The 15905-nt window shown below is 47.3% G+C and carries 15 protein-coding genes; 6 read left to right on the top strand and 9 right to left on the bottom strand.

All coding sequences use genetic code 11. The annotated features are described in order from the left end of the window. The first annotated feature begins 122 nt into the window (after nt 1–122). Nucleotides 123–2504, top strand: coding sequence for an ABC transporter permease (locus tag AC5JBY_RS06035; RefSeq protein WP_495903663.1), 2382 nt, complete (start codon nt 123–125; stop codon nt 2502–2504). 2 nt (nt 2505–2506) lie between these two features. On the opposite strand, the gene AC5JBY_RS06040 is transcribed toward AC5JBY_RS06035, so the two are convergent. The 7 genes from AC5JBY_RS06040 to AC5JBY_RS06070 all read right to left on the bottom strand — a co-directional run bounded on the left by AC5JBY_RS06040 (nt 2507) and on the right by AC5JBY_RS06070 (nt 8866). Then, the gene (locus AC5JBY_RS06040) at nt 2507–2821 is read right to left on the bottom strand and encodes an iron-sulfur cluster assembly protein (RefSeq protein WP_495903664.1); all 315 of its coding nucleotides are present in this window, start codon (nt 2819–2821) and stop codon (nt 2507–2509) included. 10 nt (nt 2822–2831) lie between these two features. After that, nucleotides 2832–3254, bottom strand: a complete 423-nt coding sequence (locus AC5JBY_RS06045) for a SufE family protein (protein WP_495903665.1) — start codon at nt 3252–3254, stop codon at nt 2832–2834. Nucleotides 3255–3363: 109 nt separating this feature from the next. Next, on the bottom strand, nt 3364–4611 hold the full coding sequence (locus tag AC5JBY_RS06050; protein WP_495903666.1) for an aminotransferase class V-fold PLP-dependent enzyme: 1248 nt from the start codon (nt 4609–4611) through the stop codon (nt 3364–3366). A gap of 142 nt (nt 4612–4753) precedes the next feature. Beyond that, nucleotides 4754–6085, bottom strand: a complete 1332-nt coding sequence (sufD, locus tag AC5JBY_RS06055; RefSeq protein ID WP_495903667.1) for a Fe-S cluster assembly protein SufD — start codon at nt 6083–6085, stop codon at nt 4754–4756. A 51-nt stretch (nt 6086–6136) separates the two neighbouring features. Next, nucleotides 6137–6919, bottom strand: coding sequence for a Fe-S cluster assembly ATPase SufC (gene sufC / locus AC5JBY_RS06060; RefSeq protein ID WP_495903668.1), 783 nt, complete (start codon nt 6917–6919; stop codon nt 6137–6139). A 74-nt stretch (nt 6920–6993) separates the two neighbouring features. Continuing rightward, nucleotides 6994–8439 carry a Fe-S cluster assembly protein SufB gene (gene sufB, locus AC5JBY_RS06065; protein WP_495903669.1) on the bottom strand — a complete coding sequence of 482 codons (1446 nt, stop codon included), beginning with the start codon at nt 8437–8439 and terminating at the stop codon, nt 6994–6996. 100 nt (nt 8440–8539) lie between these two features. After that, the gene (locus AC5JBY_RS06070) at nt 8540–8866 is read right to left on the bottom strand and encodes a HesB/IscA family protein (protein ID WP_495903670.1); all 327 of its coding nucleotides are present in this window, start codon (nt 8864–8866) and stop codon (nt 8540–8542) included. An 862-nt stretch (nt 8867–9728) separates the two neighbouring features. On the opposite strand from AC5JBY_RS06070, the gene AC5JBY_RS06075 reads away from it, so the two are divergent. Together AC5JBY_RS06075 and cysC are read left to right on the top strand one after the other, a co-directional pair. After that, on the top strand, nt 9729–10430 hold the full coding sequence (locus tag AC5JBY_RS06075) for an aspartyl/asparaginyl beta-hydroxylase domain-containing protein (protein ID WP_495903671.1): 702 nt from the start codon (nt 9729–9731) through the stop codon (nt 10428–10430). 9 nt (nt 10431–10439) lie between these two features. After that, nucleotides 10440–10976 (top strand): adenylyl-sulfate kinase, encoded by a 537-nt coding sequence (gene cysC / locus AC5JBY_RS06080; protein ID WP_495903672.1) that lies wholly within the window; start codon nt 10440–10442, stop codon nt 10974–10976. Here cysC and AC5JBY_RS06085 read toward each other — a convergent pair. Continuing rightward, complete coding sequence (locus AC5JBY_RS06085) at nt 10971–11942, bottom strand: hypothetical protein (RefSeq protein WP_495903673.1); 972 nt, start codon at nt 11940–11942, stop codon at nt 10971–10973. The genes cysC and AC5JBY_RS06085 overlap by 6 nt on opposite strands. A 145-nt stretch (nt 11943–12087) precedes the next feature. Between AC5JBY_RS06085 and AC5JBY_RS06090 the strand changes: the two genes are divergently transcribed. After that, the gene (locus AC5JBY_RS06090; protein WP_495903674.1) at nt 12088–13290 is read left to right on the top strand and encodes a multidrug effflux MFS transporter; all 1203 of its coding nucleotides are present in this window, start codon (nt 12088–12090) and stop codon (nt 13288–13290) included. A 53-nt stretch (nt 13291–13343) separates the two neighbouring features. On the opposite strand, the gene AC5JBY_RS06095 is transcribed toward AC5JBY_RS06090, so the two are convergent. Continuing rightward, nucleotides 13344–14249 (bottom strand): diacylglycerol/lipid kinase family protein, encoded by a 906-nt coding sequence (locus AC5JBY_RS06095; RefSeq protein ID WP_495903675.1) that lies wholly within the window; start codon nt 14247–14249, stop codon nt 13344–13346. Between the two features lie 80 nt (nt 14250–14329). Here AC5JBY_RS06095 and surE point away from each other — a divergent pair, with 80 nt between their 5' ends. Continuing rightward, on the top strand, nt 14330–15070 hold the full coding sequence (gene surE, locus AC5JBY_RS06100; RefSeq protein WP_495903676.1) for a 5'/3'-nucleotidase SurE: 741 nt from the start codon (nt 14330–14332) through the stop codon (nt 15068–15070). A gap of 280 nt (nt 15071–15350) precedes the next feature. Beyond that, complete coding sequence (locus AC5JBY_RS06105; RefSeq protein ID WP_495903677.1) at nt 15351–15893, top strand: RNA polymerase sigma factor; 543 nt, start codon at nt 15351–15353, stop codon at nt 15891–15893. Nucleotides 15894–15905: the final 12 nt, after the last annotated feature.

Genomic DNA, 15905 nt, shown 5'->3' on the forward strand with positions numbered 1-15905 from the left:
TGTTTTCAAAGTAGGGTTAAGAACAAAGCCTGCCGGCGATACATATCCGGCGGGCTTTTTCATGCAACATTTCATTTCAGACCGTGTCTTTCCCTCAGTCACCAACCAATTCAACCTGCAACATGCTCACGAACCTTAAAGCCGCCTTCCGCAGCCTGCGCAAAAACAAAACCTACAACACCCTCAATATCCTGGGACTGGCTATCGGCATAGCCTGCGCCGCACTCATCTTCCTGTGGGTAGAAGATGAAGTGAACTACAACACAGTACATATAAAAAAGAATAACCTCTATAGACTCAACATCAACAAAAAATTCGACGGCCGCATCTTTACAATGGGGTCAACGCCACGCCCCATGGCAGCCGCGTTGAAAAGTGAGATACCCGGAATAGCCAATACCGCCCGCGTGTCCGACGAACCACAAAAAGCACTCTTCAGCTTTGATGACAAGTCACTCTATGCCACAGGCCGATATGCCGACCCCGAAATATTCAAAATGTTCACCCTGCCCTTTGAACAGGGAAGTGCCAGCAACGCCTTTGCACAATTACATTCGGTGGTGATCACAGCAGCAACAGCAAAGAAGTTCTTTGGAGAAGAAAAAAATGTAATAGGAAGAACAGTACGCTTAGATAACCAACAGGACTTTGTAGTAACGGGCGTATTAAAAGACTTGCCGGAAAATGCCACCTTGAAATTCGAATGGCTGGCGCCCTATGAGTTCGATATACAACAAGATCAGGCTGCCCTCAGTTGGGACAGCTACGGCCCATACACCTATATAGAACTGGACCCCAACGCCAGCGAGACAATAGTCAATCAACAACTAAAAAGCTTTATACACGACAAAGAAGCCAGCCAGCAAAGCGAAGCATTCCTGTTCCCCATGTCCGACTGGCGCTTGTACAGTGAGTTTGAAGACGGCAAGCAAACAGGAGGTGGGCGTATCAAACAAGTGCGCATGCTGACCATCATCGCCTGGATCATTCTGCTCATCGCCTGCATCAACTTTATGAACCTTGCAATAGCCGGTAGCCAGAAGCGTGCAAAAGAAGTGGGCGTACGCAAGGTGCTGGGCGCTGAAAAGGGAAAGTTGATAGCGCAATTCATCGGCGAAGCATTACTCATGACGGTGCTGGCCGCTGCTGTAGCCATCATCATAGTCATGATCTCATTGCCCGGCTACAACGTGCTCATGCAGAAAAGCCTGTCCATGCAGCTCAGTGAGCCCATACATATAATAGCCCTGCTTGCCATTGTCCTTATTTGTGGGTTGGTGGCAGGAAGTTATCCGGCACTGTATTTATCGTCGTTCAGGCCGGTAGCTGTATTGAAAGGCTTAAAACTCAAAGCAGGCAGTGCAGTATGGATCAGAAAAGGATTGGTGGTGCTGCAGTTTGCCGTGTCGGTGGTATTTATCATCAGCACCATCATCGTATACCAGCAATTACAACACATCAAGAACAGAGACCTCGGTTTCAACAAAGACAACCTGGTGCAGGTTGATATGCAACACAATATCGCGGCCATATTCCCTTTGATAAAACAAGACCTCTTGCAATCAGGCCTCATAGAAAATGTAGCCATGATCGACCGGACGATTATGGGTGGAGGAAATACAGACAGCCGCTTCTGGTGGGAGGGCAAAACACCCGATCAGGAAATATCCATTGCACACAGAGGTATTAGCAACGATTATTTTGCTACAACAGGAATGAAGATTATAGAAGGTAGGGACTTAGATGCAAACACAGCAGCAGGTAATAATACCATTGTCATCAACCAGTCGATGGCGAAGATCATCAGCAAAGAAAGTGCGATAGGAAACATCATCGAATCACCACGCGGCAATGAAGATGGAAAATACACGAGCCTGACAGTGATAGGAGTGGTAAACGATTATGTGTATGGAGATATGTACGGAAAGCCAGGACCAGTAATATTTTTCAACGCACCTGAAAAAGCCAACCTGCTATACGTACGCCCAAAACCACAAAGCAATCCGGAACAGGCAATAGCTACAATAGCAGCAGTGATGAAAAAACACAACCCTGCCTATCCCTTCGAATACAGGTTTGTAGACGAGCAATTCAATGATAAATTCCAAAACGAAGCCCTGATTGGGAAAGCTTCAGGCGTATTCGCTGCATTAGCGATCATTATATCCTGCCTGGGACTTTTTGGATTGGCTGCCTATACGGCCGAGCGCAGAATCAAGGAAGTAGGGATTCGCAAAGTATTGGGCGCAAGCGTGAGCGGTCTGGTGGGGTTGCTATCAAAAGATTTCCTTCAATTAGTAGCGATAGCTTGCCTGGTGGCATTCCCGGTAGCATGGTGGATGATGCACGATTGGCTGCAGACATATCAATACAGGATCACAATAGGCTGGTGGATATTTGCAGCAGCAGGAGTGGGCGCTGTGCTGATCGCATTATTCACGGTAAGCACACAGGCCATCAAAGCCGCCCTCGCCAACCCCGTCAAAACCCTCCGTTCGGAATAATATTAAAGAAACCCGAGTTCGAGCTTTGCCTCTTCACTCATCATCTCCCTATTCCACGGTGGGTCGAAAGTGAGCATCACATTCACATCCGAAACATTAGCTACGGTGCGCACCTTCTCATCCACTTCACGGATGATGTCACCAGCTACTGGACAGCCGGGTGCGGTGAGTGTCATGGTGATCTGAACATAACCGGCATCATTGACGTCGATAGTATACACCAGGCCAAGCTCATAAATATTGACCGGGATTTCCGGGTCATGCACGGTTTTCAGAGTCTCGATAATATCCTGTTCAATCAACTGCTTATCTAACATAAGAACATTGTTAAGAAGCCTTGGATTGTAAAGCCAAAGCGTACACCTTCATTTGTTTGATCATGGAAAGCAACCCGTTGGAGCGCGTCACGGAAAGGTGCTCGCGCAAGCCAACCTTATCCACGAAATACAGATCAGCCTTTACGATCTCTTCAGGCGTATGGCCCGAAAGCACACGCACTACCATACTCACCAATCCTTTAGTAATGATGGCATCACTATCAGCGGTGAAAAGAACACGGCCGTCCTGAAAATCAGCGTGCAACCACACCTTGGCCTGACAGCCACGGATCAGGTTTTCATCCTTCTTAAACTCATCCTTGATCAAAGCCAATTCCTTTCCAAGCTGGATGATATATTCATACTTCTCCATCCAGTCCCCGAAAAGAGAAAACTCATCGATCAGCTCATCCTGTATTTCGTTAATCGTCATAATTCAATTTCGTGTAATTCTTTTCAGTCGCCAGCCTCTGGCTGGTGACGCCTATTTGTTAGCCTCCGGCTAACGCTCGCAGCTCGTAGCTCACGGCTCGCAGCTTGTATTAAGTCAGCATCGCCACAGCCCTTTCCACACCGGCAGCCAGTTGATCGATCTCCTCTTTGGTATTATAAAACGCCAGTGACACACGAACAGTTCCCGGAATGCCGAAAAATTCCATCAAAGGCTGCGTACAGTGGTGACCAGTACGCACCGCAATACCCAGCTTATCGAGCAATACGCCAACATCAAACGGGTGAACACCTTCAACAATAAAAGACAACACACCCGACTTTTGTTCAGCTGTACCGATAAAGCGCAGCTTGTCGATAGCCGATAACTTTTCAGTGGCATACTCCAGCAATTCATGTTCATATTGCTGAATAGCGGGTAAGCCGATCGCAGTAATATAATCGATGGCGGTACCCAAACAGATACATGCCTCAATATTCGGAGTGCCAGCTTCAAAACGGAAAGGCAGATCGTGGTAAGTGGTCTTTTCAAAAGTTACCTGCTTGATCATGCTGCCGCCGCCTTGATAAGGAGGCATCTGGTTGAGCCATTCTTCCTTGCCATACAAAATACCGATACCGGTAGGACCATACACCTTGTGACCGGAGAACACGAGGAAGTCTACATCCAGCTCCTGCACATCCACAGGTATATGTTGAACAGCCTGTGCTGCGTCCAGTAAAACAGGAATATTATGTTGGTGAGCCTGCGCAATGATCTCCTTCACAGGATTTATAGTGCCCAGCGTGTTGGAGATATAGGCTACAGAGATCAGTTTTACTTTGTCGTTGAGCAAAGCGCTGAATTCATCCATCAGCAATTCCCCCTTCTCATTGATAGGAATAACTTTCAGGTTGGCCTTACGGTCCTCGCACATGATCTGCCAGGGAACGATGTTGGAATGGTGCTCCATGGTAGAAACAAGGACAGTGTCACCTTCCTTCACAAACTGTTTACCAAAACTATAGGCAACCAGGTTGATGCTGTCGGTAGTGCCCTTGGTAAAGATCACCTCATGCTCATGACGGGCATTCAGGAAAGCCTGAACCTTTCTGCGCGAAGCTTCATAGGCGTCGGTCGCTTTTTGGCTCAGGTGGTGAACGCCACGGTGAACGTTACTATTCAGGTGCGTGTAATAATCTTCGATGGCCTTGAGCACGGCCCAGGGCTTTTGCGCAGTAGCGCCATTATCCAGGTAAACCAGCGGCTTACCATACACAGAAGTTTGCAGAATAGGAAAGTCCTTCCTGATCCTTTCAATATCCAGACCGGTGGAAGCTACCATAACGTCAGTACTCATGTTTTTAAAAATTAATGATTAACGATGAGTGTTCTAAGGGACCCTTACGGAGCGTATGTTGGTTAAACAAACTACCCTGCCACTCACGAGGACAGGGTAGTTTGAGTATAATAATGTATTTCCTTATCAACTATTCAACGTCTCAACTCCCCTTTAATCCCTCCTCGATCAACGCATTGATATGCGATTGAACCTCAGGAATAGGAATTTTCTCAGTTACGTCGAAAGCAAAAGCATGAATAAGCAAAGCGCGCGCCTTCTCTTCACCAATACCCCTCGACTTCAGATAAAACAACGCATCCTGGTTAAATTGACCCATGGTCGAACCGTGACTACACTTAACATCATCTGCAAAGATTTCCAGCTGAGGCTTGGAATCTATCACGGCCTTTTTGCCAAGAAGCATATTGTTATTCTGCTGGAAGGCATTCGTCTTTTGCGCATCCTTGCGCACAAAGATCTTACCGTTGAAAACGCCGGCAGCATCATCCTTCATCACACCCTTGTACAGCTCATTACTATTACAATGAGGTTTGCGGTGGTCAACGATAGTATGATTATCTACCAGTTGGTGGCCACCAGCAAGATATAAACCATATAAGTGACTCTCCACGTTCTCGCCATCCAGCGCTACGTTCAGGTTGTTGCGCCACAGGCTGGTGCCGGGGAAAGAAGCCTTATAGTTATTATAAATACTATTAGACTGTTGGTACACTTCAGTGTGGTGAACATAACGGGCGTTCACATCACCAGCCTGAATATAGAAATGCTGCATTTGAGAATTCTCTTGCAACACCACTTCCGCTACATTATTGATAAATACGGGAGAGCCGTTTGTATCAGTAGCATAACTTTCAATAACAGGGATCGAAGCACTGAGGCCGATCACAAACAACTGCCGCGGTTGAAAATAAGTAGGTTCGTTGGCAGTGGAAATATGGATCAAATGCAAAGGCTTCTCAACAATGGTATTCCTTTTCACTTCAATGAAAAGACCATTGCGGAACAACGCGGAGTTGGCCGCAGCGAAGTGAAACTTCTCCAGGTCGATGTATTTGCCAAAATGCTGTTTGAAAGCTGGCCTGCTGGCAGCGTCAGCGATAGAAGAGATATAAAGCCCCTCTACATTCACCGCATCCGAAAGGTCGGCGCGGTATTTACCATTAACGAGAACAATATGATAACAATCCAGTAATTGGATCTTGACTTTAGCGATCACAGCCTCCTTGATAGAGAGAACTTCTTCGTCCTGCTCCAGCGCATAACCCTCCTTCAGGATAGGCACAAGGTTGGTATATTTCCAGTCTTCCACTTTTGTAGAAGGGAATCCAAGATTCTTGAAATGCTGAAAAGCCTGAGCGCGCAGAGAATTGATCTCTGGAGCTTCGGCGGAGAAGAGAGACGTGCGAACTTCATAATCAGCAATACACTGATCGTATAAAGAACTGCTAATTTGAGTAATTCTGTTTTCCATTCCGGTTCTTTTTCTGCTGGTTCTTAAAAAACGGGTACTGTTGAGCCGGGATTAGCGGGGCAGTAAAATTTCAGCCGCTTCAGTTTCTTTGGAATCCTCCTTCAACCAGTCATAACCCTTCTCTTCAAGTTCCAGAGCCAGGTCCTTATTGCCAGACTTAACGATCTGACCCTTGTACAGCACGTGCACAAAATCCGGAACGATGTACTCCAGCAAACGCTGATAGTGAGTGATGATGATAAAAGCATTCTTGCCATTACGCAGCTTGTTTACACCGCGCGATACGATACGCAACGCATCGATATCCAGGCCAGAGTCAGTTTCATCCAGGATGGCCAGCTTGGGATCCAGCATAGCCAGTTGGAAGATTTCGTTCCGCTTCTTTTCACCACCGGAAAAACCTTCATTCAAAGAACGGTTAGCCAAAGCAGCATCGAATTCCAGCAACTTCTGCTTTTCCTTCAACAACTTCAGGAATTCTTTCGCTTCCAGGTTAGGCAGACCCTTATAAGCCCTGATCTCATTCAGAGCGGTCTTTAAAAAGTTTATATTCGAAACACCGGGAATTTCAACAGGGTATTGAAAAGCCAGGAACACACCTTCCCTTGCGCGGTCTTCGGGAGACAGCTCAAGCAGGTCTTTTCCTTCAAACAAAGCCTGTCCACCAGTAACCTCATAATTGTCTTTACCAGTCAGTACAGAAGCCAGGGTACTTTTTCCAGCACCATTAGGTCCCATGATTGCATGAATCTCGCCTGCCTTCACGTCCAGGTTCAACCCTTTCAGGATTTCCTTACCATCAACAGACGCCTTCAAATTCTGAATACTTAACATTTATTAACGCTTTGATAAATTTCTTAATTACAGCTTTACAGCTAAAAGCTAACACCTAACCACTAAAAGCTATTTTATCCCACAGAACCTTCCAGCGAAATCGCCAGCAACTTCTGCGCTTCAACGGCAAACTCCATAGGCAGTTGATTCAACACTTCCTTGGCATATCCGTTCACGATCAGTGCTACCGCCTTCTCCGTATCGATACCCCGTTGATTGAGGTAGAAGATTTGGTCCTCACCGATCTTCGAAGTAGTCGCTTCGTGCTCTACCATCGCTGAGTTGTTCTTCGACTCGATATACGGGAAAGTATGCGCACCACACTCGTCACCGATCAGCAGCGAATCACACTGCGTAAAGTTCCGGGCGTTGTCGGCGCCGCTGCCTACCTGTACCAAACCGCGGTAACTGTTCTGGCCGTTGCCGGCAGAAATACCCTTCGAAATGATACGGCTGCGTGTATTCTTTCCGATATGGTACATTTTGGTACCAGTGTCGGCAATTTGTTTGTTCTTGGTAAGCGCAACAGAATAGAACTCACCGGTAGAATTATCGCCCCGCAGGATCACACTGGGATATTTCCAGGTGATAGCAGAGCCGGTTTCCACCTGTGTCCAGGATATCTTGGAGTTTACACCCCTGCAGATACCCCTTTTAGTTACGAAGTTGTAGATACCGCCGTTGCCATCCTTATCACCAGGATACCAGTTTTGAACAGTAGAATACTTGATCTCACCGTTGTCCAGGGCGATCAGTTCTACCACCGCAGCATGCAGCTGATTCTCATCACGCATGGGGGCAGTACAACCTTCGAGGTAGCTCACATAGCTATCATCATCGGCAATGATCAGTGTACGTTCAAACTGGCCGGTATTCTCGGCATTGATGCGGAAGTAAGTAGAAAGCTCCATGGGGCAGCGTACACCTTTGGGAATGTACACGAAAGAACCATCGGAGAACACGGCCGCATTCAGCGCCGCGAAAATATTATCAGTATGCGGTACAACAGTACCGAGGTATTTCTTTACGAGGTCGGGATATTCCTGCACAGCTTCACCGAACGAGCAGAAAATAACGCCCATCTCCTTGAGCTTGCCTTTGAAAGTAGTGGCAACCGATACACTGTCGAATACGGCATCCACCGCAACGCCAGCCAGCATCTTCTGCTCAGTCAGCGGGATACCCAGCTTTTCAAAAGTAGCCAGCAATTCGGGGTCCACTTCCTCCAGGCTGTTCAGCTTTGCCTTCTTGCGGGGAGCGGCATAGTAAGAGATCCCTTGCAGGTCCATCTTAGGCATCTCGAAATTCTGCCAGGTAGGCCATTCCATCTTTTCAAAATGACGGTAAGCCTTCAGGCGCCATTCCAACAGCCACTCCGGCTCATTCTTCTTGGCCGAAATAAACCGGATCGTATCCTCATTCAACCCTTTCGGGGCAAACTCCATTTCGATGTTGGTAGTAAAGCCATACTTGTACTCCTCCGTCGAAACATCCTTTAAAATATCTAAATCAGTACTCATGTTCTTCTTCGCTTGGTTAAGTCAAATAACCGTTGATGATTTTCCGCCTTATATACTGGCGCAAGTATGCGGCTTAGCTATTTGCCTGGCGTACTTGTGCCTAAAGCGCAAAGCTCTCCCCACACGCACAAGTCCGGGAAGCATTCGGATTATTGAAAAACAAACCCTTGCCATTGAGGCCGCTGGAATAATCCAGTTCAGTACCATACAGGTACAACAAACTCTTCATTTCCACCACCAGCTTCACTCCCTTGTCCTCAAAAACCTGGTCGCTTTCGCGCATTTCCTTGTCAAACTTCATTTCGTAAGACAGGCCCGAGCAGCCGCCACCCTTCACACCTACACGCACAAAACTGCCTTCACCGTGACCCTCTTTTTCCATCTGTTGAAGGATGTATGCTTGAGCGTTATTGCTTATTGTTATCATTTTGAATGCTTTGATGAGATGATTACCAATATAACAATACAGGAGGCTATTAGTTGCCTGCGCAAGTTATAGCTATAAATCGTAATCACATTGATTTACAGACACAAACAATCGGCGTACCCCAAAATTTTCAAAACATGCAAAATTTGGGCGCCAAAAGCTGAAATCAGACTGCAAAAATAGTGTATAAACCCCGTGTTTTTTGTGGATTTCTGGTGTTTTTAGGGCGCCCCGGCACAATTAACAACCCGGTTTCAGGCCCTCAGGGTAGCCCGGGTTCCTTCTCTATTTCGCAATCCTCCCATTATGGGAAAAAGAAGACATGCCCGCTGATAAGATTCAGTTGTACTTCGACCATCCCGGTGGGAAAACAAACAAGATCGCTCACCCCTCAAAGAACGGCTCACCTTCTTAAGGGAGGAAATATATAGCTTTTGCTGACAATGTGTCGTATTTGCTCGCCCATTATTTAACCAACCGGTTCGGCTTGCTTTCCTGGAAGATTAAAGATAAGGTGCGTCGTGGCTGCTGTATAGATAAAGAAGGGATGCTGTTGGTCAAAGCTAAACCAAAACTAAACCAAAGCCAGACTTAAGCTAAACCAAAGCTAAGCGGACCACTTTTTTGGGCCATAAATGAGGTAGAGGATGCCAGCACAGGGAAAGCGGGTAAAACATGCCTGCAGGCCATTAAGAGGTGGGATAATTGGGCCGGGTGACACGAAAATTGATATGGTAAACTAAAACACATCCATAGGAAAATACGAAAAAAAGTGACAACCTGTCTGGATTCTCTATATTAAATAATAGACCCTGAACCTGCTATGGCAAAAAAACGTTATATTCGTTTGACCGTTAAACCAATGAGTGCCTTTCTTATGATCCAATCGGCAAAAATAGACCTGTCAATCAATATCCTTTCACTTCGGCAGGATGTCCTTCTCCTGCCCAACACCTGGGCTCCCCACTTTAATACATATCACTACGAAGGCGAATGGACCGTGTTGCCCCTCCGTGCACCCGGCGGCCACCACGAGCGCATCGTACCCGACCTCATGAGCGAGGATACCTACCTCGATACCCCCCTCATGCAAAGTTGCCCTTCGGTACAGCAGCTCCTTGCCAGCTTTCAATGCCCCATAGGCGCGGTTCGGCTGCTCAACCTTAAAAGCGGCGCCATCATCAAAGAACACCGTGATCATGAGCTGGCCTTTGAGCACGGCGAAGCCCGGCTCCACATCCCCATCTTTACCAACGAGCAGGTCGAATTCTGGATACAGAACCAACGCATACCCATGGAAGTCGGCGAATGCTGGTACATCAATGCCAACCTGCCCCACCGCGTGGCCAACCATGGTCCCAGCGACCGCATCCACCTGGTCATCGACTGCGTAGTCAACGATTGGTTGCGGGAGCTCTTTGAGCACGCACAAAAAAACTATGTAGCCGAAGAACGCAAAGCAGGAGAACTGCTGAAAATGATATTCGAGCTACGCCTCCAGAATACAGCCGTTACCAACCGGCTCGCCGATGAACTCGAACATAGTTTGCTCGAACAGACGTAACTTCCCATCATGTTACTGATTCAGTTAACCGGCCTCTCCGGAGCCGGTAAAACCTCTATAGCCTTTCGCGTACAACAACTATTGCTGCAGAAAGATATTGCCGCACAAATAATCGACGGCGATGCATACCGCAAGACAGTGTGCAAAGACCTCGGCTTTACCCCTGCCGATAGACGTGAGAACATACGCAGACTGGGCGCCATTGCCCATGACCTGGTACAGCAGAACACGATAGCGATCATTGCAGCCATCAATCCCTACGATGATGTACGACAGGAATTGAGAACAAAATACGATGCCCGCACGGTGTGGATACATTGCGCGCTCGATATACTGGTAGAAAGAGATACGAAAGGATTGTACAAAAAAGCCTTACTGCCCATCGGGCACCCCGACAGGGTTAATAACCTCACAGGCGTCAATGACTCTTATGACATCCCCATCAGAGCCGACCTGGTGATCTACACCCACACCGAAGACCTTGAAACCTCCTCATTGAGGCTCTTCGCATTTATTATAGACAATATGCTACGAACAGGATTATAAAGCCACACGCTTTGCTTCCAACAAGTGATATAACGCCATCACCGGCTCCAAAGCATCAGGCAGCTCATCGTCAGCTACAGGCTCCTGGAAAACCTGGTCCGGATATTTGGCATGATAACGGCTGCGCTCCTGCATCAGCTGCAACATAGCATCATCGATAGTGATACCGGTAGCGCCAGCTATCCTTCGCATGATCGACAACACAGGCTCATTATAATTCACAAGGAGAACATGCGGGTCACGGTCGGCTATTTCCAGCATGATGGTAAAATAACGCTCCAGTACCTTGCACATATAATCATCCAGCGGCCAACTTTTAATCACGTTCCTGTCAAACCCAAAGATTTCCGGCTCGATAACTCCCTGAACAGCTTGCATACCCCGGCGCCTGCGTTGAGAGCGCAATACTTCATCAGGAGAACGGTACAACAGAATAAAAGGAACAGCAGGATACAACAACCTCAGCTGTTGATAAAAACAAAGATGCCAGCTATCCGATTTGATAAATAAGTGCGACTCATCACCCTTTCGTTTGCGTCCATATAATTGAATAGCAGCAGGCAATGCTTTCGGCAAAACGATAGAACTATTATCTCTGTGAGCGTAAGGGAAGCGTAGTAATTGATCGATAAAAGGCGTCTCGGCCAACACGATATGTTTCTCACAAAGACCCAGCAGCTGCGCGATCAGCGTAGAACCACAACGCGAAACATGAAAAATAAAAGCAGACGGGGGCACTGCCAACGATTCATTGGCCCATAAAGGCAATACATCAACAGAGCTCACACTTTTATAACCCGTTGAATTCTCCGGCAGGCCCATGCACGCACTAATAGTATCATCAAAAAACGGAGCAGTGTACGATTGAGTATCAGTATACAACCAATGACAATGCGGAGAACCATCACTGGTCGATAACTTATAAGGCACCCAGTTAAGAAGCGCAGATGTAAGCAGTTTGTCCATAGGTTGGTTAATGGTAACCACTAAAATAAACAATTTCTCCCCACAACTGTTATCACCCTCTCCCTGGTTTTAGTGAACTGAAGTACAGACCAATGCAATAACTTGCACCCGCATTCCCTTCAACCGGATTTCACAACGTTAAACAATGACCAAAAAAAGATATTATTTCCTCGTAGTGTTGCTGGGAGCACTCACCACCATCTCACCATTCTCGATAGATATGTACCTGCCGGGGTTCACGGCCATTGCCGAAGACCTCGACACTACAGTAGCGGAAGTTTCGCTGACCCTGTCAGGCTTCTTTGTAGGTGTATCGATCGGCCAGTTACTATATGGCCCGCTGATGGATCGCTTTGGACGCAAGCGGCCATTGATCATCGCACTGATACTGTACATTATGGCAACATTAGGGTGTGCAGTATCCCCCATCCTTGATATATTGGTGGCGATGCGCCTTATACAAGCCCTGGGCGCCTGTGCAGCTACAGTGGCAGCCAATGCGATGGTGCGCGACCTGTTTCCGGTGGAAGAAAACGCCAAAGTATTTTCCATGCTCATGCTCATCCTGGGCGTGTCACCCATCGTGGCGCCTACAGTAGGAAGCTACATTACCTCCACACTGGGATGGCAGGCAGTATTCTTTATACTGGCTATAATAACTACGATCATTTTAATAACCATTGCTATTGCCCTGCCCGAGAGCAGCAAGCCCGATCCCGGCTACTCCCTGAAGCCGGCGGCCATTACCCGCAGCTACCTCGCAGTATTTAAAGAACCTGTATTCTATACCTACACATTCACCGGCGCTGTAGCCTTCTCCGGATTATTCGCTTTCTTGTCAGGCTCGCCCTATTTATACATGGAGCTATTTAAACTGTCAGATCGGGAATATGGATTGGTATTCGGTTTACTGGCAGGAGGGTTGATACTGGCCAGCCAGATCAATCGTTTCCTGCTGAAACGCTACCGTACAGAACAGATCATAACCACAGCACTCATCAGCATGAGCATCACCGGCATACTGTTGATAGTAACAGCTGGAAATGGATTGGTAACACTACCCATCATGCTGATCCTGCAATTTATTTACCTCAGCTGCCTCGGATACATATTGCCCAATGCATCTGCCATGGCGATGTCTCCCTTCACCAAAGGAGCTGGCAGTGCCTCTGCTTTAATGGGCGCATTACAAATGGGAATAGGAGCAGGCGTAAGCATTATACTCAGCTATGTCCAAAATGGAACAGCCATCCCCATGGTAGTGGTGATGGCTGCCAGCGCACTCCTGGCGCTATTGATATTGTTGATCGGTCACCGCGTCATCAAACACAAAGTCAGCGAAGCGTAACTCATTATCGAAGTAAACGCATTGCCGATTGTCGACTGCCGATTGCCGTTCTCTCACGACTCTGAACTCACAAGGAACTCCAACACCCCTGCCTGCAATTCAATAGAAACACTGGTAGGCTCTTCCAGACTGATCAGTTCATCATCAGTGTGTAGCAGCGTGTCCTCTGTATGCACTTCTACCTTAGTGCCCGGAATAGTAACAATATCAAAAACAGTCTCCTCACCATTCATCTTTTGCTTGATCCATGCAGCCAGCGCATCACGCTTATCTTCCGGTATCAGCACCACATCAAACTGACCATTGCCCGGATCTGCATTGGGCGATAACTCGAGATTGGGACCAATAGAACGGCTATTCATGACCTCCACCATCAGGAATCGACCCGAATGCTCATTACCATCAACCACTAAGTGATAATGACGTGCTTCTGCAGAAAGAATAAGATGATGCAATTCCTCCAGCGCTGTTTGTAAAGCCTTCTCCGGCGTATCCTTTCTTTCCTTCTCAACCTTCTTCATCACCTTCATCAGCCGCGGAAAAAGACCATAACCAAAGCCCTCCACCAGAAAATACGGCCTGTCCAACCCATCGATCCGCCCGATATCATACTTCTTGATAGATCCCGACTTCCAGGATTCGATGATAGCTGGAACATCTTTGCTGAGATTCAATGCCTTGGCGATATTATTAGCAGTGCCGAGCGGCAAAATGGCAATAGGTAATTTCTTATCCGAGAACTTGCGTTCCAATAACGTAAGCGCAGCCTTCCGGATGGTGCCATCCCCACCAGCTACTACCACGAAATCAGTATCGGGCTCGATCTTATCCCATCCCTTTTCTTTTGTAGATGAATATCTACATTCCCAGCCTGCTGCTTCGATGAGAGGGATCAGTTCCTTCTTCGTATGGTCCTCTTCGCCAGCCGTAGGATTGTGCAGGAGTTTGACGTATTTCATGAAGTTGATTGTTGTTATACCCATTCCCCTAACAAATACGTACCACCTATGCCTGGCACAATGTTGTTGGCAGTAACAGTATGAGAATATTAGTTACCAACGACGACGGCATCTACAGCCCGGGCATCATGGCCCTGGCCAAAGTAGCACAGCGATTTGGAGAAGTACAGGTAGTGGCCCCCGATGTGGAACAATCCTCGATGGGCCACGCCATTACGGCTACACGCCCACTATATTATAAGAAATCACCCATAACATTCGAAGGCATTGATGCTTACAGAGTCAATGGCACACCTGCCGATTGCGTAGCCCTCGGCACCCACCTGTGGGCAAAGACCGATGTGGTCCTGTCGGGCATTAACATGGGGCCCAACCTCGGCAATGCGATGTGGCATTCCGGTACACTGGCCGCCGCCAAACAGGCCGTACTCTTCGGCATGAAAGGCATAGCCCTGAGTACGCCAGCCGGTAAAACGGAACCCGATTTCGACCAACTGGAACCTTGGGTAGAAAAAGCATTGAATGCGGTAATTAACAATAAAGACCTGAGCCTCATCAATATCAACTTGCCCCCAAATCCACAGGGAATACAGTGGACAAGACAATCTGTGCGCCTCTACGACGGAAAGATCGTCCCTGGCATCGACCCAATGGGCCGCAAACACTATTGGTTCACGGTCTTCCCGCTCGAACCAGCAGAAGAAGGAACCGATCGTTACGCAGTAGAAAACGGCTACGTATCCATCACCCCCCTGCGCCTCGACCTCACCAACGAAGCCGAGCTCACCAAAGCCCTGCAAAAACAACCCATCGTTTCTTAATATTTATTATATATACACCGCCAAAGCCCTCTTTTTGCCTACGAAATAGAGGGCTTTGTCTTTGAATAACAGTTAAGAGCAACATAAATTTTCCAACCACCCCAACGCTCCCAATCTAATTTTACGTATTAATTAACAGTTTAAGGCAGGTTGAAAGGCAGGCGCAATGCTTATATCCGCAATATTTGCTGTTGGAAACCCGTTCCTGAAATACTCCACAGCAATTACATAAATTACTATAGCCGGATAAAGCATTACGTAACCAATAATAGGGGCATATTTGGCAAACAGCATTGCCGATACTGAGTTAATTAACGGTTGTATAAACAACGACCGCCGTGCGCAGGAACAGTTATACAAACAGTTCTATGGGCCGATGACAGCTATTTGCCTACGCTATACCCGAAGCCAGGAAGACGCGATAGAAGTATTACACAATGGATTTCTGAAAGTATATAAGAACATACATACGTACGACGCTACCAGGGCATCCTTATATACATGGATACGAAAGATCATCGTTAATACTGCCATCGACTTCATCAGGCAACGGGAAAAATTCTATACAAAGATCGAACTGGAAAAAGCCGAAGAGCCTGCCATAGAAGCGGACGCCATCACACGCATGAGTGCCCAGGAATTATTACAACTTGTACGAAAATTATCGCCCGCCACACAAGGAGTCTTTAACCTCTACGTAGTGGAAGGATACAACCACCGGGAAATAGCCACCCTGCTGGGGATCAGTGAGGGAACCAGCAAATGGCACCTGAGTGAAGCCCGAAAACAATTACAACATTTATTACAAACCATGCAAGTGTAACCGTAATGAACG

The organism is Paraflavitalea sp. (assembly GCF_059502485.1).